General features: G+C 31.8%; 26 protein-coding genes and 1 riboswitch. Of the genes, 5 read left to right on the top strand and 21 right to left on the bottom strand.

The features are described from left to right. Nucleotides 1-32 precede the first annotated feature (32 nt). From MHH94_RS12040 to MHH94_RS12055, 4 genes are read right to left on the bottom strand one after another with little or no spacing between them, the layout of a single operon-like run. On the bottom strand, nucleotides 33-635 hold the full coding sequence (locus tag MHH94_RS12040; RefSeq protein WP_058591684.1) for a response regulator transcription factor: 603 nt from the start codon (nucleotides 633-635) through the stop codon (nucleotides 33-35). After that, nucleotides 632-1,738: a sensor histidine kinase gene (locus MHH94_RS12045; RefSeq protein WP_058591685.1), complete on the bottom strand. Its 1,107-nt coding sequence runs from the start codon at nucleotides 1,736-1,738 to the stop codon at nucleotides 632-634. Before MHH94_RS12045 ends, MHH94_RS12040 begins: the two co-directional genes overlap by 4 nt. Further along, nucleotides 1,738-2,469 carry an ABC transporter permease gene (locus MHH94_RS12050; RefSeq protein ID WP_106417328.1) on the bottom strand — a complete coding sequence of 244 codons (732 nt, stop codon included), beginning with the start codon at nucleotides 2,467-2,469 and terminating at the stop codon, nucleotides 1,738-1,740. The genes MHH94_RS12045 and MHH94_RS12050 overlap by 1 nt, the downstream gene beginning before the upstream one ends. A gap of 6 nt (nucleotides 2,470-2,475) precedes the next feature. Further along, the gene (locus MHH94_RS12055; RefSeq protein ID WP_058591687.1) at nucleotides 2,476-3,336 is read right to left on the bottom strand and encodes an ABC transporter ATP-binding protein; all 861 of its coding nucleotides are present in this window, start codon (nucleotides 3,334-3,336) and stop codon (nucleotides 2,476-2,478) included. Between the two features lie 433 nt (nucleotides 3,337-3,769). Here MHH94_RS12055 and MHH94_RS12060 point away from each other — a divergent pair, with 433 nt between their 5' ends. Both MHH94_RS12060 and MHH94_RS12065 read left to right on the top strand, forming a co-directional pair. After that, nucleotides 3,770-4,159 carry a hypothetical protein gene (locus tag MHH94_RS12060; protein ID WP_340841249.1) on the top strand — a complete coding sequence of 130 codons (390 nt, stop codon included), beginning with the start codon at nucleotides 3,770-3,772 and terminating at the stop codon, nucleotides 4,157-4,159. A gap of 38 nt (nucleotides 4,160-4,197) precedes the next feature. Beyond that, nucleotides 4,198-4,389 (top strand): hypothetical protein, encoded by a 192-nt coding sequence (locus MHH94_RS12065; RefSeq protein WP_340841250.1) that lies wholly within the window; start codon nucleotides 4,198-4,200, stop codon nucleotides 4,387-4,389. Nucleotides 4,390-4,601: 212 nt separating this feature from the next. Here the strand turns inward: MHH94_RS12065 and MHH94_RS12070 are convergent, their stop codons facing one another. The 4 genes from MHH94_RS12070 to MHH94_RS12085 all read right to left on the bottom strand — a co-directional run bounded on the left by MHH94_RS12070 (nucleotide 4,602) and on the right by MHH94_RS12085 (nucleotide 9,249). Further along, nucleotides 4,602-6,299, bottom strand: coding sequence for an FTR1 family iron permease (locus tag MHH94_RS12070; protein WP_340841251.1), 1,698 nt, complete (start codon nucleotides 6,297-6,299; stop codon nucleotides 4,602-4,604). After that, a complete protein-coding gene (gene efeB, locus MHH94_RS12075; protein WP_058591691.1) occupies nucleotides 6,274-7,512 on the bottom strand; it encodes an iron uptake transporter deferrochelatase/peroxidase subunit in 1,239 nt (412 codons plus the stop codon). Before efeB ends, MHH94_RS12070 begins: the two co-directional genes overlap by 26 nt. A 6-nt stretch (nucleotides 7,513-7,518) precedes the next feature. Next, the gene (gene efeO / locus MHH94_RS12080) at nucleotides 7,519-8,379 is read right to left on the bottom strand and encodes an iron uptake system protein EfeO (protein WP_037589373.1); all 861 of its coding nucleotides are present in this window, start codon (nucleotides 8,377-8,379) and stop codon (nucleotides 7,519-7,521) included. Nucleotides 8,380-8,619: 240 nt separating this feature from the next. Further along, nucleotides 8,620-9,249, bottom strand: a complete 630-nt coding sequence (locus MHH94_RS12085) for a PepSY domain-containing protein (protein ID WP_058591692.1) — start codon at nucleotides 9,247-9,249, stop codon at nucleotides 8,620-8,622. A 131-nt stretch (nucleotides 9,250-9,380) separates the two neighbouring features. Then, nucleotides 9,381-9,480, top strand: a riboswitch (SAM riboswitch). Between the two features lie 74 nt (nucleotides 9,481-9,554). Between MHH94_RS12085 and MHH94_RS12090 the strand changes: the two genes are divergently transcribed. Then, nucleotides 9,555-9,773, top strand: coding sequence for a hypothetical protein (locus MHH94_RS12090; protein WP_048541782.1), 219 nt, complete (start codon nucleotides 9,555-9,557; stop codon nucleotides 9,771-9,773). Nucleotides 9,774-9,815: 42 nt separating this feature from the next. Here the strand turns inward: MHH94_RS12090 and MHH94_RS12095 are convergent, their stop codons facing one another. The 10 genes from MHH94_RS12095 to MHH94_RS12140 all read right to left on the bottom strand — a co-directional run bounded on the left by MHH94_RS12095 (nucleotide 9,816) and on the right by MHH94_RS12140 (nucleotide 20,722). Next, nucleotides 9,816-10,706, bottom strand: coding sequence for an NAD(P)/FAD-dependent oxidoreductase (locus MHH94_RS12095; RefSeq protein WP_106417326.1), 891 nt, complete (start codon nucleotides 10,704-10,706; stop codon nucleotides 9,816-9,818). A 70-nt stretch (nucleotides 10,707-10,776) separates the two neighbouring features. Next, nucleotides 10,777-11,157, bottom strand: coding sequence for an RrF2 family transcriptional regulator (locus MHH94_RS12100; protein ID WP_025904984.1), 381 nt, complete (start codon nucleotides 11,155-11,157; stop codon nucleotides 10,777-10,779). 124 nt (nucleotides 11,158-11,281) lie between these two features. Further along, nucleotides 11,282-13,006, bottom strand: coding sequence for an ABC transporter ATP-binding protein (locus MHH94_RS12105; RefSeq protein WP_340841602.1), 1,725 nt, complete (start codon nucleotides 13,004-13,006; stop codon nucleotides 11,282-11,284). Nucleotides 13,007-13,317: 311 nt separating this feature from the next. After that, nucleotides 13,318-14,673, bottom strand: coding sequence for a PTS cellobiose transporter subunit IIC (gene celB / locus MHH94_RS12110; RefSeq protein ID WP_049319640.1), 1,356 nt, complete (start codon nucleotides 14,671-14,673; stop codon nucleotides 13,318-13,320). Between the two features lie 21 nt (nucleotides 14,674-14,694). After that, entirely contained in the window at nucleotides 14,695-15,198 is a 504-nt protein-coding gene (locus MHH94_RS12115; RefSeq protein ID WP_049319639.1) for a hypothetical protein, read from the bottom strand. 14 nt (nucleotides 15,199-15,212) lie between these two features. Continuing rightward, nucleotides 15,213-15,536 carry a PTS cellobiose transporter subunit IIA gene (locus MHH94_RS12120; protein WP_058591695.1) on the bottom strand — a complete coding sequence of 108 codons (324 nt, stop codon included), beginning with the start codon at nucleotides 15,534-15,536 and terminating at the stop codon, nucleotides 15,213-15,215. Between the two features lie 13 nt (nucleotides 15,537-15,549). Beyond that, entirely contained in the window at nucleotides 15,550-17,538 is a 1,989-nt protein-coding gene (locus MHH94_RS12125; RefSeq protein WP_232201964.1) for a BglG family transcription antiterminator, read from the bottom strand. A 35-nt stretch (nucleotides 17,539-17,573) separates the two neighbouring features. Next, on the bottom strand, nucleotides 17,574-17,891 hold the full coding sequence (locus MHH94_RS12130) for a PTS cellobiose transporter subunit IIB (RefSeq protein ID WP_037589330.1): 318 nt from the start codon (nucleotides 17,889-17,891) through the stop codon (nucleotides 17,574-17,576). 18 nt (nucleotides 17,892-17,909) lie between these two features. Further along, nucleotides 17,910-19,340 carry a 6-phospho-beta-glucosidase gene (locus tag MHH94_RS12135; RefSeq protein ID WP_084755211.1) on the bottom strand — a complete coding sequence of 477 codons (1,431 nt, stop codon included), beginning with the start codon at nucleotides 19,338-19,340 and terminating at the stop codon, nucleotides 17,910-17,912. Between the two features lie 467 nt (nucleotides 19,341-19,807). Further along, nucleotides 19,808-20,722, bottom strand: coding sequence for a DUF7916 family protein (locus MHH94_RS12140; protein WP_088592513.1), 915 nt, complete (start codon nucleotides 20,720-20,722; stop codon nucleotides 19,808-19,810). A gap of 156 nt (nucleotides 20,723-20,878) precedes the next feature. Here MHH94_RS12140 and MHH94_RS12145 point away from each other — a divergent pair, with 156 nt between their 5' ends. Continuing rightward, nucleotides 20,879-21,805, top strand: coding sequence for an ABC transporter substrate-binding protein (locus tag MHH94_RS12145; RefSeq protein ID WP_058591699.1), 927 nt, complete (start codon nucleotides 20,879-20,881; stop codon nucleotides 21,803-21,805). A gap of 94 nt (nucleotides 21,806-21,899) precedes the next feature. On the opposite strand, the gene MHH94_RS12150 is transcribed toward MHH94_RS12145, so the two are convergent. Both MHH94_RS12150 and adcA read right to left on the bottom strand, forming a co-directional pair. Further along, a complete protein-coding gene (locus tag MHH94_RS12150; protein ID WP_084755212.1) occupies nucleotides 21,900-22,631 on the bottom strand; it encodes a class I SAM-dependent methyltransferase in 732 nt (243 codons plus the stop codon). A gap of 158 nt (nucleotides 22,632-22,789) precedes the next feature. Then, nucleotides 22,790-24,379, bottom strand: coding sequence for a zinc ABC transporter substrate-binding lipoprotein AdcA (adcA, locus tag MHH94_RS12155; RefSeq protein WP_084755214.1), 1,590 nt, complete (start codon nucleotides 24,377-24,379; stop codon nucleotides 22,790-22,792). A gap of 175 nt (nucleotides 24,380-24,554) precedes the next feature. Here adcA and MHH94_RS12160 point away from each other — a divergent pair, with 175 nt between their 5' ends. Next, nucleotides 24,555-25,496, top strand: a complete 942-nt coding sequence (locus tag MHH94_RS12160; RefSeq protein WP_340841261.1) for a nucleoside hydrolase — start codon at nucleotides 24,555-24,557, stop codon at nucleotides 25,494-25,496. Nucleotides 25,497-25,563: 67 nt separating this feature from the next. On the opposite strand, the gene MHH94_RS12165 is transcribed toward MHH94_RS12160, so the two are convergent. Beyond that, on the bottom strand, nucleotides 25,564-26,226 hold the full coding sequence (locus MHH94_RS12165) for an ABC transporter ATP-binding protein (protein WP_078354707.1): 663 nt from the start codon (nucleotides 26,224-26,226) through the stop codon (nucleotides 25,564-25,566).

A 26,226-nucleotide genomic window follows, 5' to 3' on the forward strand; every position in this document is an offset into this window, starting at 1 on the left:
TCCCTAATAACCTTTACTCCCCTTGCACCTCACTATATCCATCCTTTTTCTATTGCTTTCTGCCATGCATCAAACCGGTTATCTGCTTCTAATTTATCTATAATAATCGATGTATAATTTCTGATTGTGCCGTCTGATAAATATAATTCTTTTGATATTTCTTTACTGGATAAGCCTTTGCCTATTTCTTTCAATACGAGTTGTTCTTTCGGACTTAATGGGTTTCTATATTTAAACATTGATGTCATTAAAGATTCACTATATTCTTTATTACCGTCCATTACATTCTTAATTGTTTCTACAAGTTCATCTATTGATCGTTCTTTCAATACATATGCATCAACATCATTTGCTACCGCACTTTCAAAGTATCCTGGTCTTTTAAAAGTTGTAACGATGATGACTTTCGTATTTAAATTTGAATCTTTTACTTTTTTCAATACTTCTAATCCTGTCATTTTAGGCATTTCGACATCTAGTATCGCGACATCTGGCTCGAGAGTTTGAATACGTTCTAATGCATCTTCTCCATTTGAAAAGTCCCCTAAAATATTCAATTCATCATTCATTTCCATCAATTGAACCATGGCTTTCCGTAACATTTCTTGGTCTTCTGCTATAACAATTGATATCATAATGTGTCATCCCCTCTAGGCAATGTGATCGTCATTTTTAATCCTTTATTTAAATTACTTACTTTTAATTGACCTTTTAATGCATGAACACGATATTTAATACTCTTAAAATCATCTTCATCAATGTGTTTCATACCTATGCCGTCATCTATGATTACCAATGTTAAATGTTCATTTTCTTCAACGATTTCACCTGTTACTTTAGTAGCCTGTGCATGCTTAATGACATTGTTAACCGCTTCTCTCAAAATCATTGACAGTGCTGACTGCCGAGTTGGACTGAGTGACTGAGCTCGATCAGCATTTTTAAATTCAAATGATAAGTTCGCATTTTCTAACAATGTCTCCATCGTCTTCACTTCTTCTTCAAAAGACTGCAACTTCAAATCATCTACAATTGCTCTTACTTTAACAAGAGCTTCTTTAGATAATCCATTCACAGATGCCATTTCTTCTTTCGCTTTATCAATATCTTTGTCCACTAACTTCATCGCAAGTTCAGATTTAATACTTAAACTCGCAAACACATGACCTAACGTATCATGTAAATCTTGTCCGATTCTATTTCGTTCTTGTTCAGCAATTAACGTATTGATATGTTCATTTTTACTTCTAATTTCTTCCTTTAATTGTTCAGATTCTAACGCTTTAAAATTTCCAAACATAATAAATATAATGACAATACTCATAGGTATCATAATAATTAAATAGTCTCTATGATCAACTGCAATAATATAAATCGCAATCATAAACGACACAATATACATCAATACTTCGATAGATTTCATTTTAGTTTGAAAGACATATGGAATAATATAAGCTGCATAGAAAAAGAATAATAAATGAGAAGCATTAAAATAATCTACAAAATAAAATATACCTAAAAAATGAACCGTTAAAAGTATTCTTCTAAGTATAGTTCTTTTAGATAAATTTACATAAATCATCATTAAGTAACTTATCGTAAATAGAGCGGTAACCAATATACCGCTCCATAAAGGTCCTCTATGACCAAGTACTGTCAAACTCAATATCGGAAAGATGAGATAAATTAAGTTTGATGAACCTATAGGATTCTCTTTAATTCTTTCTATTAATGTCATTAAACCACTTCCGTCTTTTTACGTATAATCAACGCAATACTTATAAACAGTATACAATAAATTGCCAATATAAGAAGTGAAACAAAGTGTATACCACCTTGAGTTGTCACAGATAAAGAAAGTTCTCTTAAATTATATGTTGGCGTTGCATAAGATACATGCTTTAGCCAATCTGGAAACTGATCTGTTGGGAACCAAAGTCCACCCAATACAGCAAGTCCTAAATATATGATATTCGCGATAGCACTAGCTTTTTGAATATCTTTTATTTGAGATATGAGAACGCCCATTGATAAAAACATGCTAGAACCAACCCATAACATCAATCCTGAGCCGATCCACTCACCTGCTGACATTTCAACACCTTTATAAAAAGCACCTGTTAAAAATAATGCGATAATAGCTAAACAAAACATGCACATTAATTTCATTACTTTCCCTGCATAGTAATAACTCGGTGATAAAGGTGTTTTGAATAAATTTTTTGACCATCCTATTTTCTTATCTTCAATCATCTCTAATGGAAATGTCATAATACAGAAACTACTTAAACTGAACGTCGCCATACTAAACATATATTCTTTATAAAATTTAGCTTCGTATTCTTTAGGTAAATCCAGTAGCGCTGTGAATATTAAATAAAATACTAACGGTAACATAATCGAAAGTATTAAATATGATTTTTTTCTCGTTAACAATAACAATTCAGATTTAAAATACGCCCATAACATATCTCATCAAACCCTTTCTTCATTTTTTGAAAATATCGTATCCATTAATGACTCTTTAATAATTTCTACCTCATTAAAATCAATGCCATAGTCTATAAAAGCTTTAATAACAGGATTTACATCTTCAGTGGTAATGATGAGCATATCTTTAGATGCTTCAACCGAAACATTTTTAAGAATATTCACTACTTCTTTTTTCGATAAAGGAATTTGAATCATCGTTTTGTTTTCGCTATGACGTATCGCTCTAGGTGTACTATCCATAACAAGCTCACCTTTATTAAGTACAACAACACGGTCAGCCATTCTTTCAACTTCTTCAATATAATGAGAAGTATAAAATATCGTTTTACCTTCTTGTTTCATTTCCTCAATCACTTTCCAAAAATGCTTTCTCATTTCAGTATCCATCGCACTTGTCGGCTCATCTAAAATGACAAAGTCCGGTTTTCCAATAATAGATAATGTAAAATCCAATATTCTACGTTCACCACCAGATAATTTAGCAGCAAATTGTTCAAGTTTATCATTATCAAATCGTGTAATTTCTTTAAAAGTTTCTATCGAAATCGTATCTTTATAAAAAGACTTAAAAAGATAAAACAACTCCTTAACTTTCATCACATCCGGAAAAGCCGTCGTTTGAAACAAAATACCCATCCGCTTCTTATCTAATTGTTGATCATCACTAATAATTTGCCCGTCATTAGGGTATCTGTCACCAATAATCATATCAATCAACGTAGACTTACCAGCACCATTTGGACCAATTAAAGCCGTACATTCACCCTCATTAATTTGAAAAGAAACATCACTCACAACTTTTTTCTGATTATAGATTTTCGTTACATTTTGAACATCAATCACAATCATCACCGTCCTTTATAAGTTACCTATATTATAAAAAATCACACCACCTGTTATAAGTACAAACTGTCACGAATATCATATGACAAATGTCATGAAAGGCATGTAGAATGCAATTGACAATATTTGTAATATATAGATAATTTATTGTAAGAAGTATTTGAGGATGATGAAGATGAATAAAATAACAGTAATAAATAAAAGTAATCACACAAGTGTAGTTCAAAGCATCAGAAATTATATTAAATGAATTAATAGAAATAACATATTAAATCAAAGCATTAAAATTATTATCCATGATGCTCCAATCAGTTCTTATGGTTATCTTTCAGACTGCCAAGTAGACTTTGATAATCGTCATATATATTATTCTTTATATAATATTGAAGAATATCTTGTTGCTAAGAAGAGCTATAACATTGTTGTAAACAGATTGGAATGTGCACTTTCTGAAATTTTATATGATTTAAATTATCATATCGCACAATTCTATACTTTAGAGTACGAAAAAGTTACACATAAAGAACTCATTAATCATTTTGAAAGTTTTGAACAAAATATTCTTCGAATTAGTAATTATTTAACTTACAAATATTTATTTTGTCATAATAATAGTTCTACACCATCTAAGGATGGACTCACGTTGAAGTTTGATTCTGAAATAAGTGCTCATTTAAAGAAGGCCTTTGTACAATTTAGAAATTTCATTAAAAAAGAATTGGACTTTCCTATAAAGGTTAATATTCATATTACGCATAAAGAACTCGAAGATTCTTATGTTACTTCCAATATCCCAAATCTTTATTTAAGTATCCGAGAATAGTCGTTTCCACAAATAGCTATGAACAATTAAAAAAAGAAATGTCACTTTTCGATAGTGATTTAAATATTTTAAGAACTTTAGCGCATGAAATTGGACATTATCAAGATTATATAATTGACAATATAATTTTAGATGAAAAGATGAGTGAGAAGATAGCATATAAATATGAAGATGAACTCATACAAGAATTTATTGATCAAGTTTATTATGTCAATTACCACGAAAACTAAATTGATTTTTAAGTACTAAATCTGAAACAGAAATCATTTCAAAGGGTATTTTTTAACGCTGACTCCTGCGGGAACAGCATGATTCGAAGACTACAGGCTGAGAACATGCCCGCGGAAAGCATGCGCATAAAAAATACCACCAAAGTCTAAGACTTTGGCGACACACTAAAAACGCTAAGACAATTCTTTTTGTCTTAGCGTTTTAAATTACTCTATTTTTTCTTACTCATTGTATAATAAATCACAACTAAAATGACTAATGCTAATTGTGGTATCAATGTTTCGTATGTTGGATAAAATCCTATTAAGTCTATGAATGGTAAGTGATTAATTGTGTGTTGTGGTACTATATTTAATATTTGTAATGTATGAATACTTACGCCTAATATTTTAAATGCCAATATAAATATGAATAATGACATGATAAAGAATAAGCGATGTATTGGTATCCATTTTGTAATTTGGTTAAAGAAGATTGCGATTAACGCCAGTATGACGGATGCGACGATAATTCCTAATATTAATGACCATGTTGAGATTTTCCCAACGATACCTAAATAGAAGATAATCGTCTCAGCCCCTTCTCTAAACACAGATAGGAAAGCGACTAACCCGAAAGTAACGATACTTCCAGTAGACATGGCTTTATCCATATTTTTATTGATGAAGTTCTGCCACGAATCTAAACTTGATTTAGAGTGCAACCAGATACCTACGATAATCATTAATATTACAGATCCTATACCTACTAAACCTTCTGTTAACTCTCTTGTTGAACCTAAGTTTTCAAATATTGCTTTAAATATGAAAGCTAACGCAATACTTAATACAATACCGATAACACTACCTGCAACAATCCATTTTGATGCTTTTGTTTGTTCAGATTTACGTGTTACAGTAAGCAATGCCATAATAATAAGCAATGCTTCTACACCTTCACGTAATAAGATTAAAGCTGCATCCCAAAATGTATAGCTCGTCTTAGAAATAGTTGATTTAATTTCTTGATTGAGTGTTTCTAAATGGCTACCAATGTCATCTTTATTATCTTCATCAAGTTGACCTGCATATTGAGGAATTTTTTGTTCTATTTTAGTATACAACGCACCATTTCTCGTGCTAATTTCACTCTCAACATTTGGCCATGCAATAATAAATTGTTGTAACGCTTGCTTTGATTTAGCTAAATCATCATTTTTTATATTTTTAATAGCAGTATCTAAATGTTCATTTAAAATATTAACATCTTGATCACTTGTTTTAGCATCTGATTTTTTCCCTGCATGATAATCATCAAGTTCTTTTTTCAATTGATCGACTTGCATTTGTGCACTACTAGCGTCTACTTTATCTTTCGTTAATTCAATTCTTGTAAACATTAATGCGGTTTCAACTTGACCATATCTGCCAATATCTTCTTCTCGAACAATTTTTTCATTCTTTGTCCAAGTCGCATTTAATTGATTGTTTATCGTTTTTGCTTTATCAAAATCTTTATCTGAAATCGCCTTTGTTATATTTTTAATCAATGGCTGCATTTCATTTTGTAACTGATCTCGTTTCTTCTGTTTATCAACAGGATTTAATACTTTTTCATAATCAATTAAATCAGAAGTCAGTGTATTTAACGCACTTTCTCTATCTTTTTGAGACTTTGTTTTTTTAACTTTTTCGATATCTTGATCTATTTTTTCCACAAGTTTATGATCTTTTTTATTCGTACTTTGCCAATTATCTTTAATCTCTTTGAAATGCTTGTCGAATGCCTTTTCGTCTTTATCTTGTATAGCCGATTTGGCATCTGTCACACTGATGTAAATATCGCTTAAACTCGTTTCTGCTTTAGCGGTCAAAGATAACAGCATAAATAGTATTGCGACTAAACTAAATACGATTGAATAACGTTTCACCTAAATATCCTCCTTCTTGGACACCTGGTAAACATAGAAAAATACCTGAACCTCGATGTGTAATATATTCGTTTAATTTATCAATGGCACCCATTTTACTTTGGATTTTAATAAATTGTTCAGGTGATTTTTGAAATGCTAGGAAGAGTAATCCTGCATCAAAAGCGCCTGTGTTTGCGTTTATACCATCTGAATATGAAAAAGATCTTCTTAATAAATTCGTTTTAGATGCTTTTGCTAAACTGACATGTGACTCTTTTTCTATCAAGTTCTCGCCATTTTTATCTTTAATATCAGGGTCAAATGTATCAAATTCTTTTTCTTTACCAATTGGTGCACCAGAATGACGGTATCTACCAAATGTAGCTTCTTGTTCACCTAAAGCCGTTCTATCCCATGTTTCTAACAACATTTGAATTCTTCTTGCGACTAAATATGAACCATTTTCAGCCCAACCATCTTGTATAAAGACATACTCATTTAAATCATTTTTATTTTGGACATCAGGATTACCTGTTCCATCTTTAAAAGAGAATAAATTTCTTGGCGTTTCTTTTTTACCACCTTTCTCTTCAAATGAGGTAAATCCTGCTTGGCTCCACTTCATTGAAACCTCACCTTTAGCCACTCTAATTAAGTTTCTGATAGCATGAAAATTAACTTGCGGATCATCTGAACATGCTTGTATACAAATGTCTCCACCTGAATAGTTGTCATCAATTTGGTCTTTAGGAAAATGTGGTAAATCTTTTAATAAATCTGGTTTATGCTTTTTCAATCCTACTTTCTCAAAGAATGAAGGACTTATACCAAAAGTAAGAGACAGACGACTGGCATCTAAGCCAATCGCCTCCCCTGTATCTGGACTTGGTAACATTTTGTTTTTACTAAGCTCTTTTACATATTCACCATTCATTAAATGGACACTATAATTTGTCCATACTTTAAACATTTCTTTAACATCTGAAACTGACATTTTGTTAATGCTCAGAACGACAAAGTAAATATGTTTTTGTTGTTCTGTCGTGATGCCAGACTGGTATTTACCATAAAAATTGATTTTATTTTTTACGCCTTTTTTATCTTTAGCAAAGTATTGAGATGCAAGAAAAGTACCACCTACACCAGTAGAACCTATCAGTAAACCTGCACCTCCAACACCAGCAAGCTTTAGAAAATCCCTTCTAGCTATATGATTTTCATTATTAGACATCAATCATCACTCCGTAATAACAGCCATTTGACTTAAAGATTCCCCTAATTTATCAACAGCTTCAGAAAGTTTTTTCGTTTCATCTTTAGATAGTTTCGTATAATCTTCATATCCACCATCTTTAGTCTTATACTGATCTAATAATTTATTAACATTATCAAATCTTTCTTGTGTTGTGTCAGCAAGCTTTTTATCTTTATCTGCTACTTTATCTTTAAATATTTCAAAGATTTTTTCTGCCCCTTCAATGTTTGCTTTAAAGTCATATAAATCTGTGTGTGAATAAATTTCTTCTTCACCCGTAATTTTTGAGCTAGATACTTCATTTAATAAGTCGATTGAACCTTGTAACATTAATTTAGGTGTCACATCTACTGTATCTACTTTTGCACGTAACTCTTTCGTATCTTTTAATAATTGATCAGCAACTGGTGCCATATCTTTAGTTGTATTATCTTCCCATAATGCTTTTTCAATTTTGTGATAACCAGACCATTCGTCTTCTTTATTTTCTTCTTTCATATCTGCTAAACGTGCATCAATTTTCGGATCTAAATCACCGAAACTTTCAGCAACTGGCTCAGATCTTTCATAGTACATACGAGCTGTAGGATAAATTTCTTTCGCTTTTTCGATATCGTCTGCTTTAACCGCTTCAACGAATTTTTCAGTATCCGCTAAGAATTTATCCAATTGTTCAGTTGTAAAATCTTTATAAGCTTTTGTTTCTTTTGAGAAATCCGCTTTTTCAGACTTTTTCGTTTCCTTTGTTTCTTTTTTATCTTCATTTTCTTTCTTATCAGCGCTATTCCCACACGCTGTTAAAATTAAAGTACTTGCTAATAAAGTTGTTGCTAACTTTTTCATCATAACACTCCCCATCTAATTGATTATCATTATCATCTTTAATTTATGCCTATAATGTGTAATAGTCAATAAAAATTTTATAGAATTCATGAAAAATACAAATATAAGTCTGTACCTATAGTATTTAGAAACCTTAATTTTTTTTAGGATTTCTTTGAAATCATTAATTGAGAATGATAATCATTAAGAGAACACAAAAAAACATAGGATAAAATGAATTATCCTATGCCTATTAATATATTAATCTGTTTCTTGTTCGAGAATTTCTTTAGATTTAGCATCAATTGTAAATTCTGTTGATTCTTTATTACCTTCTTTTAATTCAATAGAATAAACAAGTTTTCCGTTATCTTCACTTAGTGACCATTCTTTTATATCACCTTTAGCTTTGTCTTGTGCTACTTTGAGTGCATCTTCAAATTTAGCGACATCTGATAATTTGAATGTTTGGTCATTATCATCACTATCTTCTTGTTCTTTTTCAACATTCGTAACAGATTTATCATCTGCATTTATCAGTACTTTATTTTCATTTGTTCCATCAACTAATTCAACTTTATAACTCCAATCACCTGTTTCTTTTTCAAACGATAAATCTTTAAGTTCACCTTTTGATTCTTTTTGTGCAGCTTTTACAGCATCTTCTGGAGAGACTTTAACGTCTTCCCATTTAACTGTATTTTCAGTTGCTTTGTCAGAACTTTGATCATCATCTGTGTTTTGATCGTCGTTACTATTTTCTTTAGTTGTTTGTTCAGTTTTTTCATCATTTTGATTATCTTTTTTATCATTGTTATCATCGTCACTATTACCACATGCTGCTAACACGATACCTGCTGACAATAATAAAGAAAGCATTTTATACTTCATATTCTATTCCTCCTATGCTTTATATTCATTTAATATATAGACCATCTCAAACTTTTTAAACATTTAACTTTTTAAAATTAGACAAAATACAATTAATTCGTTATGATTAAGAAACAATAAAATAGCTCGTAGTCTTATTAAGAGTAGGCGGAGGGAATTGGCCCGATGAAACCTCAGCAACAGGCGTATGTACTGTGCTAAATCCAACAAGTTTAACTTGAAAGATAAGAAGATTCTCTAAACAGCTCTTCTTAATCTTAAGATGAGCTGTTTTATTGTAACTATTAAATTAGGAGGCAATAAGTATGAGAACAAGAGACGATATTTTATCAGAACTATTAGAATTAAAGGCAAATCCACCAAAAAGCTTTTCAGGCTCAATAGCTAAGACCCAGAAGAAGAACTCATTAATCCAAGAGTTATGCAGAGTTGAGAACACAATACTTCAACCAACTTCAGATTCTGAACATCAAAATGTTCAATTCGGTGACTTTGAAATTAATATTAAAATAACTAAAAAATAAGCAAAAAAGGAGTAGGACTATATTTTTCGTCCTACTCCTTTTTTATGATTCCATAATGATTTGCATTGCTACAAATTTTGCGACTTGATTACCATTTGCTGCTGCGTCTATAAGTTGAGATGCCATGAAATCTTTACTCTCTCCTGCTACAAACAATCCTGGTACAGATGATTCACCTAACTCGTTTATTTTTATTTTTCCGTTGTCTTCTCTTTCAATATTGAGCCCTTTTAAAAATTCAAAATCAGTATCCCACTTCACACCAATGATTGCACCGCTTCTATTGATTCGTTCACCATTTTTAAAGATAACTTCATTAATTTGTCCTTTATGATGTTTAAATTCAGCTACTTCGCTTTCTACTAATGTGATATGTTTACTTTCAATAAACGCTTTATCTTCTTCAGTTAATAATGAAAAATCACGACTACTTATAACGATATCGTCTGTCCAATTGTTAATAAGCATCGCCATATGTTTCACATGTTCAGGTTGAACAGCTACAAGTAATGGTTTATGTCTCAATTCATATCCATCACACCATGGACAATAAAAGACAGATTTGCCATAACTTTCTTTTAAACCTTCAATTTCTGGTAATGTTTCTCGCAATCCTGTACATACCATAATTTTTTTAGCTTTATATTGTTGATTGGCTGTTTCAACAATAAAATAATGCTCTTCTTTCAATATGTTTAACACCGTGTCATTGATACGTGTTACATCATCATATTGATCAACATCATGTTCTCCTTTAGCTCTCAATTCTTCTGGTCTTACACCGTCTTGTGTTAAAAATGCATGTGAATGCTGTGTCACTTTATTTCTCGCATTATTATTGTCTATCATTAATGTCTTCTTTAAAGCTCTTCCTAACGTGAGTGCACTCGCTAATCCTGCTGGCCCTCCACCTATTACGATACAATCAAACATGGTATTTCCACCTTTCATAACTATTATAGAGTCGTAATATCTATAATTCATAGATAAAAAAAGATTTAACTTACATTAAATCTTTTAAAGTTTTATTTTTCAAAGCTTGCGTCATTTCATCTTCAGCTGAAGTTAATATCGCTTGTATTTTACATTCAGGACCGTGATCAAAACTATCTTCAAGCGTACTTTGATGACCATCAATTGCTGTAATAATATCATAGACAGTTATGTCTTCCCAATTATTAACTAAGTAATAACCACCTTTTGCACCAGATGCAGATTTAATAACACCTGCTTTTACTAATTGCGTTAATATTTTAGATAAATATGTTACAGATACATTTAACGTTTCAGATAAACTTTTAACATTGATGGGTTGTTGATCTCTTTTAGCAATTAAATATGCCAATGCATGTAACCCATAATCTGATCCTTTAGAAATCTTCATGTTACACCTCTTAATCATAGATATTACCACTCTATAATAACAGCTTTGAAATGAAAGTCTATTATTTAGCTCAAAATATAAAAATGCAGAGACCTTTTTCTTCAAAAAGATCTCTGGCAAAATGTTAAAATTCATCAATTTGTTCAAACTGTGACATGTATAAATCTTTGTATTTACCACCTTTATCCATGAGTTCATCATGACTGCCCATTTCTTGAATTTGACCTTGTTCGATATATACAATTCTATCGACATGTCTAATTGTACTCAGTCTATGTGCAATAATCAGTGAAGTTCGACCACGTGATAAATTCTTAAATGCTGATTGTATTTTATTTTCTGTTTCAACATCTAAAGCACTTGTTGCTTCATCAAGAATAATAATTGGCGGATTCTTCAAGAACATCCTCGCAATTGAAATACGTTGCTTTTGTCCACCAGATAATTTTGTACCGCGTTCCCCAACTACAGTATCTAAACCTTCTAGCAATTCATCTACAAACGTTCTTAATTGTGCTTGGTCAACTGCGTAATTAATTTCTTCTTCTGTCGCATTTAAATTACCATAAATAATATTATCTCTTAATGTTCCACCGAAAAGAAATACATCTTGCTGTACAACACCAATTTGTTTTCTTAATGATTCCAACTTATAAGATTTAATATCTCGATTATTGATTTTAATCTTACCTTGTAACGGGTCGTAGAACCTTGGTAATAACGAACAAATTGTCGTTTTACCTCCCCCACTCGGTCCTACAAGTGCTACTTTTTCACCTTGTTCAATTTTGATAGAAAGCTGATTTAAGATTAATTTCTCTGAATATTTGAATGATACATCTTCATATTCAATTGTATCTGGTTCATCTATAAATTCGATAGCATCGTCATTATCTTTAATTTCTGGATCCATATTGACAATCTCTTTAAAATTTTTGAATCCTGCAATACCTTTAGGAAATAGTTCAATAACCATATTAATAGACTCTAACGGTTTAAATAACAGATTTGTAATCATAATAAATGCTACAAATCCACCATATGACAACGACCCATTTAATACAAAATAACTTCCTAAAATCAGCACAAAGATTAACGTTAATTTTTGAGCAATATGACTAATTGACAAGTTCCAAGACATATATGAATATGCTTTTAATTTTGTCGCTCTAAAATTATCATTGACCTTTTTAAATCTTGCTAATTCGTGACCCTCATTTGTAAATGCTTGTACAAGACGCATGCCACCAACATTATCAGCAATAAGCTCATTAAATCTTGAAACATTGCTAAATAAGTTCTTAAAAGCACCTGACATCTTTTGATTAAAGTAAATCGTTAATACAAAAATAATCGGTACAACACAGAACGTAATAAGCGCAAGTTTCACATCGATCGTCAACATAATGACAAATGAACCCACAAGCGTCATCACAGCTACAAACACATCTTCAGGTCCATGGTGAGCAACTTCTCCAATATCCATTAAATCGTTCGTTAATCGTCCAATGATTTTACCTGATTTTTGGTTATCAAAGAATCCAAAATTCATTTTTTGAATATGCTCATAAAGCTCATTACGAATATCTCTTTCAATATTAGTCCCCAGTTTATGCCCCCAATACGTCACGATGAATTTTAATACAGATTCAACAACGTATATGAATAATAAAAGAAAAACAAAAATCACAATCCAACTCCAATTCTTAGTTGGCAATAGCTGGTCAATAAATATACTCGTTATAAGTGGAAACACCAATTCAAGAATACCTACGAAAACAGCCGAACCAAAATCTAAGAAAAACAATCCTTTATAGGGTTTATAATATTGGAAGAATTCTTTCATAATGGACCTCCTAAATAAATTTCGACCAAATTTAATTATACTATAGAATTATAATTTTTCTGCAATTTTTAAGAATTTATTTAAAATTGTTTTTGTAACCGAAATAAAATGGAGGATGAGGTCATGCGGAGTGGATTTTCGGGTCGATATTTTATTTTATCGGACTGTAAATCTCGTTTGCGGGTCGATATTTTATTTTATCGATCCGTATTTCTCATTTCTGGACCGATAATTCCATTTATCGGTCCAGAAATCACACAACACAAAAAGGAAGAGGCAACGCCACCTCAGCGTTGCCTCTTCATCTCAAACTTCTATATTAATGCGTCGTTTCCTTTTTCTTGTTCTACTAATTTTTTATCATATATCTTAATAAATGGGAACCAAATTAAGAATGCTACAAATCCACAAATTAATGAAACAAGTACTGCCATTAGACTTCCTGCTGTTCCAATAAATGCCCCAAATCCAATCGGTGATGGCCATGGTACTTGTGCAATAATCGGTTTCACAAGTTCTAATTTAATTGTCCAATACCCTATTGAAGCTGATACCATTGGTGCTAGGAAAAATGGAATGGCTAAGAATGGGTTATAAACAATTGGTAATCCAAATACAAGTGGTTCATTAATGTTAAATAATCCTGGTGCTAATGATGCTTTTCCTAATACACGTAGTTGCTCTGATTTAGCTAAAAATGCGATAAACACACATAGTCCTAATGTCGCACCTGATCCACCCATAACAACGAATGAGTTCTGGAATTCTCCTGCAAATGGAATATTCGCCCCTTCAATATTTAATTGCATGTTTGATAATACAATTGGTGTAATAAAAGCACTGATAATATTTGCGCCATGAATACCTACAATCCAAAGTGCATGAATTAAGAAGTAAATCACGAGTATACCAATCCAACTACTTGTTAAGTTAACAACAAATCCAAATGGTACAGCAATAATTTTGAAAATATCCGTATCAAAAGCTACTAATATTCCCGTAAACGCCAGTATAACGAAAGCAACTAAGAATGCTGGAATTAATGCTGTAAATGATCTTGAAACCCCTTCTGGTACCGCTTCTGGCATTTTAATAATCCATTGACGTTTCACACATAGTCTATATAATTGAACGGCTATAATAGACATGATAATTGCTGTGAATATCCCGGTCGTACCTAGCCTACTGACACCATCACCAGACATTTCCCAACCATTAAAGATATTGACATCTTTTTTCATAATATTAACTAAGACCATTTTACCGTCATCCATTACTAACTGTGGAATGGCCATAAAATAAGCAAACATAGACAATAATGCACCGTTAAGTGGATTAACATCTAAATCTTCTTCATCTGCGTAAATTTTAGTATATTCATAACCAATAACTAAACAGAAATACAAGGCTAGTATCCCCATCGTTGCTTTATTGGCTAACATGTACAAATCACCAATTTTTAAAAATGTGCTATTCCAAAATCCTTCTAAAAACGTAAAAGTCTGTGGAATAACGTTTAACACTAAAAACATTGACCCTACAATTGTAAAAGGTATACATGCCATACCAGCTGCCATAATCGCTCTTACAATTCTAAATGAAGCAATTTTCCCCATTGGACCCATTAAATACTTCTCTAAAAAAGCAAAAACTTTATTTTCTGATCCCATATCAAGACCCCTTTTCTTTGATTAGTTCAGTGCATTTTCAAATCTTTGTAGTCGTTTATAATGCCAGTCTTTATTGTGTCGAATATTGTGTAATCTAAATAAGATGAATCCACTGATACATAAACCACATACCAATATGCCAACTACGAAAAGTCGAGATGCTGATTGATCCACAATAAATGGATATAAATATTGGAATAATGGTGTGAATAATATAATTGGTATAAGCAATAGATTGACTGCGCTTATACTTAAAAAGCAATAATAAGTATATTTCGCTTGATTTGTATGATTACCATACATTCTGACTTGTTCTGCAACGCTGATCAAAATCACAATCATCAACACAAGTGGCAGTATCAATGCTAAAGAGCGACTCATCACAAGTGTAAAAAACCAATATAAATTAGAAAAGAAGAACAAAGCAGACATATATCTCACTAATAAAAATCGATTGAAGTACATAGCTTTGAGACTTGTTTCTCTTCTATTTTTTTCAATTTTATTTTTTGTTTCTTGATCCATTTTTCATCCCTCGTTTATACTGCATCATTTACTTTTTGATACAAATACAACATCTCAATTGCGACTTCTTTTAACGTCATTGTTGTCATGAGATGATCTTGTGCATGAACCATAATAATTTCCATATTAATAGACTCACCTGATGCATATTTTTGTAGTAAATCTGTTTGAGATTGATGCGCTAACGTAATCTCTTGGTTTGCTTCATCTAATAGTTGTTCCGCTTCTTCATAGTTGTTTTCACGCATCTTTTTAAAAGCATCATGTATATTTGTACGCGCAGTCCCACTATGTAAAATAATTTCAAAAGCAACAACTTGAATTTCTTCTTGTTCCATAGACTAACTCCCTTTACTTGTGATATTGACCAATCATATAGTTTTTAAAGCTGTTATAATCCTTACAATTCATAAGTTCAGAAATTTTGTCATCTGAATCTATGAGGTTCACGATAATATCGATGATCGTTTTGAGCTCATTGTCGTTATATTTTGAAGGTGATAACATAATGATTAGCTTAATATTGGGAAACTGTTCATTCCAATACACCCCGCCAGGTACAAGTGCTACGGCTATACTTGAATAATCTCCAACTGGCTGTGCTGTATGTGGAACAGCTACTTCATCACTGAATACAACTGTACTCAACTCTTCTCTATACCGAAGTTGTCGTTTCAACTTCTCTTCAAAACAAGGCTCTTCTTTAATACTTAATTGCTTGATCAAAAGCTGATATAGCTGATGTTTAGTGATTGGTTCTTCGATATAATTAAACGCATATTCACTACAATATTGACTAAAGAAAGAACTATATTGTTTAAGTGCCATATTCTCTTCTAACACATGATTATATGAGAATTTTGAATCATGATGATGAACAAATGTATTAATTTTCTTAATATCTTGATCATTGAGTAATACATTCACTTGTATGACAGGTACTTTAAATACGATGGTTGATAAATCAATAGATGAAATAATTAAATCAATATTTTCTAATTTTTCGTCTGTTATTTCATAGTAACTAATCACATCAATGATATTCATCTGCAAACTAAATTCTTTTTCTACTCGAACCTTTAACATCTGTGCACTACCATAACCAGTTGCACAAATAACGAGGACATTTAACTTTTCTCTTTGGTAATATTTTTCAATAGCTGCAAGTAAATGTAATGTTAAATACGCCCATTCTCCTTCACTGACATCCTGGTCTTTTAACTCTTCTAATTCACCAAAATAATTTTTTGTCATCGTAAGTGACGCTTCATTTTGTGATTTAATGTCATTCAAAATCGGATTTTCCAAGTGGATATTATTGCGAATCCGTTTAATCAACGGTTGTAAATGGGTAACAAGTCCATACAACAATTGACTATCTGACGACATTGGAAATCCAAAATCCTCTTCTATTTTTCCTAGTATTTGAGACACGCGATAAGATAAATCACACTCTTCGTCGCTTTCTTGTTGTTTTGAACCTTTGCTCATAATATGCAAACTGATATACTTCGCTTCTTCTTCTGGAAACGATATTTGATAAATACGTTCAACACGATTTAAAATTTTTCTAGCGACTGACAATTCATTTTCTGTTAATACCTCTTCATTAGAAGCAATTGTTTTTAAACAATGCCCATCTAACAGTCTTCTGATCATGAGTCCTAAATGTAGTACAAGATTTTGGAGTATATAATCTGATAAATATACTTTAGATTCTCTCGTTTCATCTACAACAATGATTGCCAACTCTTCCATATTAATTTGCTGCAAAAGTGGCGTATCTTGAAAATATTTATTAATAGAATGAAAGAAACTATTTCCTAAGAAATAATCCATTATAAAATGTCGTTTATCTCGTTCATCTCCAGCAATTACAATTCCATGTTGCTGTTTACTCACGAGTTCTAAGTTATATTGTCCAATAACCTTTTTTATATTTGCGATATCGTGAGATATTGTGGATCTCGAGATAAATAATTGTTCGCTTAATTGCTCAATCGTAATAGCTGTCTTATTAAAAAGTAATAAATTCAAAATATAATATTGTCTATCTTTTGAATCATTGATACTTTCTTGATTCACAGATTTAGTACTCAAATATCTTTTTAAAAAGTTTTCAAATTCAATCATTAAATTGATTTTGAGTTGATAACCATACCCTTGTTTAGCAATCAAAGTTGCACCATTTTTTTCAATTTCAGGTTTAAGGGTTTTGATATATTTTCGAATCGTTCTATCTGAGAGTTGCAAGATCGTTGCAATTTCTGAGCTTTTGACAAATTCATTACGTCGCTGTGATAAATAACTGAGTATATCTATTTCTCTTTGACTAAGCATAAGCTTCCCTCATTTCATAGAGAATATTATACTGATTATTCTATGTCTTGCAAAATTACACTTGCCAATTTTTCAATGCCCATTGGAATCGGAACATAGGCTTGTGGCGGGATATTTACTACTGGTTTATTAACTCTATCTCCAGCTTCTTTTAACTTTTTAAAATACATTTTAGTTTGTGGACTCACTAAATATAAATCGAAAGATTGTTTTTCAATCATTTTCCCGCCTTCATTTGCTGAAACGGCATCGACTTCAATGTCATGTCCTTTTTCTTGTAAGTAACTCGTTGTTTTTTTAGCCATAAGTGATGATGACATACCTGCTGCACATATAATTAACGCTTTTTTCATAATAAAAACCTCCAAATGTTATAATTGTTCACCGTTACTTGCAATAACTTCTTTGTACCAATAGAATGAATCTTTTTTAGAACGGTCTAACGTGCCGTGACCTTCATTATCTTTATCTACGTAAATAAAGCCGTATCTCTTTTTCATCTCGCCCGTTCCGGCAGATACTAAATCTATACAACCCCATGGTGTATATCCCATTAAATCGACACCATCTTCATCGACAGCTTTGATAAATTGTTCGATGTGTGTTTTTAAATATTCAATTCTATAATCATCATGAACAATGCCGTCTTCACCAAGTTCATCAATTGCACCAAAGCCATTTTCAACAATAAACAATGGTAAATGATACATATCTGCAAACCAGTTCATCGCATATCTTAAGCCTTCAGGGTCAATTTGCCATCCCCAATCCGAAGCTTGTACATAGTCATTTTTTACTAAATCACGTGTTTCAACATAATCATATTTATCGTTAGATTTCTCATGTGAAATTGCGAATGACATGTAATAACTAAAGCCAATGTAGTCAACTGTGCCTTGTTTCAAATCTTCAATATCTTGATCTGTAATATCTAAATTGAAAGATTTATCTTTGAAATACTGTGTCATATAACCTGGATATGCACCATGAACATGGACATCCGTAAAGTAATATCTCTTTTGCATCGCTTTTTGAGCCATTAAGATATCTTTCGGATTACAAGTTGCTGGATATATTGGACACATTGCTATCATGCATCCTATTTCAAAGTTTGGATTAATGTCATGACCAATTTTAGTTGCTTGAGCGCTCGCAACCAATTCATAATGTGCTGCTTGATACATAATTTGTTCACGATTTTCACCTGGTTGATATTTCACGCCTGAGTTCGTAAATGGCGCAAAATCTTCATCAAAGTTAGCTTGGTTATTAATCTCATTGAAAGTCATCCAATATTTAACTTTGTCTTTATATCTTTCAAAACAAACTGTTGCAAAGCGAACGAAGAAATCAATCACTTTCCTATTACGAAAGCCACCATATTCAGTTACAAGATGATAAGGTAATTCAAAGTGAGACAATGTTACGACAGGTTCAATCCCATGCTTCAAACACTCATCAAATAAATCATCATAGAATGCTAAACCTTGTTCATTAGGTTCTTGGTCATCGCCATTCGGAAAAATTCTTGACCATGCAATCGAAGTTCTGAAACATTTAAAGCCCATTTCACTAAATAATTGAATATCCTCTTTATATCGATGATAAAAATCAATTGCTTCATGGTTTGGATAATATTTACCTTCAATAACGCCGTCTGTAATTTCTCGATGTTTCCCGTGAGAAGCTGCAGTCATAACATCTGCAACACTGATTCCTTTACCATCTTCTTGCCAAGCACCTTCAAGTTGATGCGCTGCTACAGCACCTCCCCATAAAAAATCCTCTGGTAGTTTTGACATTGAAACCTTCCTCCTTTAATCAAACATTTCTTAATACAATTTTATTGTAAACGTTTTCATAAATGAGTAGCATATCGAAAAGTTCCGTAGTATTACGGAAGTCTTTTATAATAGGTAGATTTTATGCAGATTTGGATGTTTTATTGTGGTGATTGGATAGCAGATTATAATTACATGAAGTTTTCGGGTCGATAAATTTTTTTATCGGCCTGTAAGTCTCGTTTTCGGGTCGATATTTTTATTTATCGGCCTGCAAATTTCGTTTCTGGACCGATAATTTTTCGTATCGGTCCATATTTCCTATTTCTGGACCGATAATTTTTCGTATCGGTCCATATTTCTTGTTTCTGGACCGGTAAATTTTTTTATCGGTCCATATTTCCCGTTTCTGGACCGATACTACCTTTCCAAACAAATACGAAAAGGATGAGACAGCCCACACTGTCTCATCCTCTCTTCATTCTTATTTATCTATTGATTGATCTTGCTATTCTAGATACTGTATGACGTTGCCCTCTTATGGCTTTACTTAATGCATATATGTTCTCGACTGGTGCTAATCCACCATACCCTGCATCTCCTATATGTTGAATATCAACGCCTAATGTTTTATTTTTAATAGCCATTTCTCTAATCGTCGCCTCATCCGAACCTTCTTGAGATGTACCGATTGCACTCATCACAAGTGCCCCATGATTATGTGCAACTTGAACAGCTTCTCTCACCTCTTCTTCACTGACACCCCATACTGTTCCAACTGCAGGCACTAATATAATATCTGCCCCAGCTTCTACAAAATTCGTTATAGCTTCTAAATTAACTACCGGCTCATCTACACCTGATCCGTGCATTTTACCCGCAATAATAAGTCCATTAAAATGAGACTTTCCTACTTTAATCGCTTCTAAAATATGATTGTTTGTAACGCCTGTTGCTGGATTCCCAGTTAAACATACAAAATCAAAACCTAATTTTTCAGCTCGTATAAAAGTTTCTTTAGTCGCTTTTCTACCCGCAGAAATATCCAGTTTAAATTCTGCCATATTCGCTTTATCATCAACTGGTTCTAAATTTACCCCAATAGGTCTACCGATAAGTTTCTTTAAATCTTGAACAGAATTGCCAGTACCTTTATAAGCTTCATGGTAAAGACCTTTAATCACTGGTTCATTGACATCTAAAGCATTCAGTAAAATCATATCTGCTCCAAAAGCAGTTGCCATTTCCGCATTTGTAATATCTTGAACTAGAGCAGGCGTATGTACGACAACATTCTCGCTAAGTACCGTTCTACCTTCACTCGCCTTAATACTTTGCTTCAATTCCCCTGATGAAAAGTTCAAAATATCAGACGTATTTGCACTAATTAATCGTTTAACCAAAATATTCACCCCTTCTTTTACTAACACAAACCAAAGATATAGTTAAAAAATGACAAAGTCAAATAAATTTAAAAATAAAGTATTGAATAATTAACTTTAATTGCTATAATTTAAATGATATTGATTATCATTATCAAAAAAATGGGAGGTTTTTTTATGAAAAAATTATTTATATTTAGTTTATGTTTATTATTTTTCTTGGCAGCTTGTAGTAATAATTCAGATACTAAAGAAAAGTCGTCAGAAACAAAATCAGATTCTTCATCTGATACTAAAGTATTTAAACAAGATGATGGTGAAAAAATTAAAATACCTAAAGATCCGAAAAGAATTGTCGTATTACACCCTACATATATAGGTGCATTAGTTGAATTTGGCCATAAACCAATTGGCGTCATTGATTTTGTAAAGCAAAATAAAACTTTATCTGATGCAACTAAAGGTGCAAAAATGTTAGGTCAAAATAATGTTGAAGATATTGCTAAAACAAAGCCAGATTTAATCATCACTACTAAAGAAGATAAAAACATTAATAAACTCAAAAAAATTGCACCAACTGTCCAAATGGATGCTATGAAATCAGATTACAAAGCTGCTACTAAAGAACTCGGGGAAATTGTAAATGAACAAGACAAAGCAGAAAAATGGATAAAAGAGTGGGAAGAAAAACTCAAAAAAGATAAAAAAACGTTAGGCGATAAAGTAGACGGTAAAACTATTACTGTCCTTCAATCAACTCCAAAAGGTCTAACAGCTTTCGGTAAAAACTATGGACGTGGTACAGAGATTGTTTACGGTGGTTACGGAATGGCACAACCTGAAAAATTAGAAAAAGAAACAAAGAATGCTTATATGGCAACTCCATCTGAAGAAGAACTTTCTGATTATACAGGTGATTATATTATCCTAGCAACAATGGGAGAAACACCACAATTCACTCAAACAACTAATTGGAAAAACCTTGATGCAGTTAAAAATAACCATGTTATCGAATTAGATTTACAACAAACGCAATATAATGATCCAATTTCTCTAGAAAAACAAAGAGAAATCATCTTAAAACAACTGAAATCAATGAAATAAAATATTAATTATCATCATTTTAAGCACACATATAAAGTTAAAAAACATCTAACTTTATATGTGTGCTTTTTTATAAATATTAACTGGTCCTATTCTACTTTTTCTTTGCTTTTACTAATAGAAATGGTGGAAATTGTTTCAACTTATTGATACGAGCTTGATCATACATTTTAAATACTTCCTCAGACTGCCCTAGGTCTTTTACACATTGGATTTCAAAGTCATTTTCTATTAAATTATTGAAGATTGTTTCAATCGTATGATGATATTTATAAACATCAGCACCTAACCAATTTGCTGAGCGAGTAGACTCATCAAAATAATGTTCCATTCGTAAAAACATCCCTTTGTCATCTTCTTGTACGACTTCCGGATCTTTAGTAGCTGTTTGTATGGGATGTTCCATTGTAAATAGTAACGTACCACCACTATTTAATAGCTCATTCAACTTCTCGGCACATCGTTTAAAATCTTCGATATAATGAAATACAAGAGAAGATACGATTACATCATACCTTTCATTCGTCTGAAACGCCATAAATGATTCATGATATAACGAGACATTGTTAGAATTGAATTTTTCGCGACTTGCGCTAATCATATTAAGTGACTCATCAATTCCTGTAATATGTTTAGGATTTAACTTCAACATATGCGCAATCAAATGCCCCATACCACAGCCAATATCAAGTACTGTTTTGCCTTCTAAATCTGGCATTAACCGCTTTATTTCAGGCATTTCAACAACTTCGTTATAACTTAATGCATGATTTCTCTTTTGTTTATAACCTTCAAAGAAATCATCTTGATCATAAATATTTGTCATTTTAACATCCCCCTTTTATTAAATTTAGTATAGCAATCATTTATATAAAAAGTAGACTTATATTTAAGTATTCGATATGATGTAGGTATAGTAGTGCCAAAAATAATTACATTATATATAAAAGAACCTGAGACCACCGTGGTCTCAGGTTCTTTGCTTTAATGTGCTAACATTTCTTCTTTTACTTCGTCTTTAGATAATTTAGCTGGATAATATGTTGGCCAGTTATCTAATTCTTTTAAGACTTTATCTTTATCATTGCCAGTGAATATATGGAAATGTGCAGCTTTTTTAGGATAAATATTGTGATCGCTAAACTGTACATATTTCGGTAAATTATCGTTTGATTCACCTTTTAATTTAAATGTGTATCTTACGCCTCTATTACCTTTTTCATATTTCAAGATATCATAGCCATCGTACTCATATTCTCCAGTTGTTGTTTTACCTTCTTTAGTGAAACTGATTTTATTGCCTTCAATTTTGATGTTCTCAACATCTGTTTTATAGCCTTTATCATAATAAGCTTTATATTCTTTTTCAGACATCTTACCATCTTCTTCAGCTTTATGTTCGAAGACTTCATCAAGTGTGCCGTCTTTTAAATATGGATATACTGACTGCCAGTCACCTTCATAATCTGATAGTTTACGGTCTTTTACTTGTGAATCTTTGAAATACCCTTTTTCAATTGCTTTATCATGAGATTCAGCTTTCTTGTCATCTTTTGTTGTAATCTTGTCATTTAAAGATTTTTCGATATTTTTAATATTTTCCTTCATTAATGATTGATATGAAAGGTCTTTTTCTTTTAATTGTTCTTTCGTTAAAGATTCCATATTATTAAATGTTAATGGTTTAGCATCTGTTTCTTTACGAATTGTGTCTGTAATTTTTGATGAGATATTGCTTTCATATAAAATATATTTCGCATCTGTATCTTTAATTTCTTTAACAATTTCAGTTAATTCTTTTTGTGATGGATCTTCAGCATTCATACTTTGAACACCTTTTTGTACAAATCCATAACGATTAGCTAAGTAACCTAAAGATTCATGTGATATAAACACTGTATGACCTTCATGACCTTTAGTAGCATCTTTTAATGATTGATCGATATCCGATAATTCATTATTTAATTTTTTATAATTTTTCTCATAATCTGCTTTATGGTCTGGATCTTTCTTAATTAATTCATCTTTAATTCCTTTAATCATTTCTTGGTCAATTTTAGGATCTAACCATACGTGAGGATCAAATCCACCGTGGTGATGATGTTCATGTTCGTGCTCGTGTTCTTCATGCTCTTCTCCATGTTCATGATGTTCATCTTCATCGTGACCTTCCCCATGCTCATGACCATGTTCATGTTGATCTGTTAAAAGTTCAGATTGATCCATACTATTTTGAAGTGATAATTTTTTATCATCTTTTTTAATAGTTGAGGCAATTTTCTTTGCTACTGGATCTAAATCGTCTCCTGTATAAACAAATAAATCCGCTTTACTCGCGTTTAAAATATCTTTTTGCGTTGGTTCATAACTATGTAAATCTGTTCCTGCAGGATAAATAGATTCTACTTCTACATGCTTACCGCCAATTTGTTCTATAAAAGATTTCAATGGGTAAACCGTCGTCTTAACCTTTAATTTATCAGAATCATTATTTTTGCTATCTGTTTGATTACAGCCTGCTAATACCATACAAATTGCAAAAACAACTGTTAATACCCCAATCCATTTTTTCATTTCGTACACTCCTTTTACAAATAGTAACGTTTACGATTTAAAATTATATACTTATATCTTTTAAAATACAAGACCTTATTTAGAATAATTTTTTATAGTCTGTTTATTTTGTTTAGTTGAAAGCGCTTTAGTATAATGAAATAAAGACATAAATTAATTTAGAGGACGTGTTTAAATGTTACAAAATAGAAATATCATCATGGATTGTGATCCTGGGCATGACGATGCTATCGCATTAATATTGGCTGGCGCTCAATCTAGCCCATTAAATATCTTAGCAGTGACAACTGTTGCGGGAAATCAATCAGTAGATAAGAATACAACAAACTCTTTAAACGTATTAGATATTATGAATAGAGGCGACATTCCTGTTTCAGTCGGTGCGGACAGACCTTTAATCAAGAAAGCTGCATTTGCTGAAAGTATTCATGGTGAAAGTGGCTTAGATGGTCCTGAATTACCGAAAGTTCCAAACTTAAAGCCTACAAATCAGCATGGTGTAAATGTCATAATTGAAGAAGTATTAAAAAGTAACGATCCTATAACACTCGTAGCAACAGGACCTTTAACAAATGTTGCGATGGCACTTATTCAAGAACCTAAGATTGCTCATAATATAGAAGAAATCGTCATTATGGGGGGAGGAACATTCGGAAACTGGACACCTACAGCGGAGTTTAATATTTGGGTTGATGCAGAAGCAGCTAAAAAAGTATTTGAAAGTGGTATCCCAGTTGTAGTATTCGGATTAGATGTAACACATCAATTATTAGCAGACGATGCTGTTATTGAAAGATTTCATAAAATCAATAATCCAATATCACATTTCGTAGTTGAACTCTTAAAGTTCTTTAAATCTACATATAAATCGCAATTCGATATGGACGGAGGTCCTATCCATGATGCTTGTACAATTTTATATTTACTGCATCCTGAAATATTCACATTACAAAAAACATTTATCCAAATTGAGCATCAAAGTGACCTCACATATGGCACAATGTCTGTTGATTTGCATAATACTTATAAACAAGAACCTAATGCCTATTTCGCTACAGAAGTAAACGTAGACTTAGCTTGGGACATCATGGAAAAAGCATTAAAAAGTTATGAATAAAAAGTAAGAGGCTAGGATATCATCAATATCCTAGCCTCTTACTTTTTATTCTATTAAATCAACCTCGTTATTCTTCTTTCAACTCACCATCTACCATTTTAAATACTTTATCACAGTATGATGTCAGTCTTTGATCGTGCGTTACGATAATACATAATTTATTTAATTCTTTTGTTTCTCTTCTCAATATTTCCATTACTTCTATTGCATTTTCTGTATCTAATGATGCAGTAGGTTCGTCTGCTAGTATAATGGATGGATTTGTATAAAGTGCTTTAGCGATAGCGACTCTTTGTTTTTGACCGCCTGATATTTCACTTGGTAATTGGGTTAATATTTTATCCAGACCAAGTTGTTTTAATAATCTTGAATGTTCTTCTGCATTCATGACATCTTTTTTTACCTTTTTAAGTAATTCAAATTGTTGTTGAACGGTTAAAAACGGTATTAAATTACTTGTTTGAAGTATAAATCCGATTTCTTTTAATCGAAGTTTAGATAATTGTTTTTCATTATAATGATTAATATTTTGACCATTTAAAGATACTGTACCTTCTGATGGTAACTGTAGTGCACCCGCCATTGTTAACAGTGTACTTTTCCCTGACCCGGATGGTCCAATAATGGCAACTAGTTCGCCTTTTTCTAGTTTAAAGTTAGTTGATTTCACTGCTTCTATCGTTCTATTACCGTCTTTAAATGACTTTGTTACATTCTCAAATGCTAACAT

Origin of the sequence: Mammaliicoccus sp. FSL K6-3158 (assembly GCF_038005105.1) — a bacterium.
Taxonomy (GTDB): domain Bacteria; phylum Bacillota; class Bacilli; order Staphylococcales; family Staphylococcaceae; genus Mammaliicoccus; species Mammaliicoccus sciuri.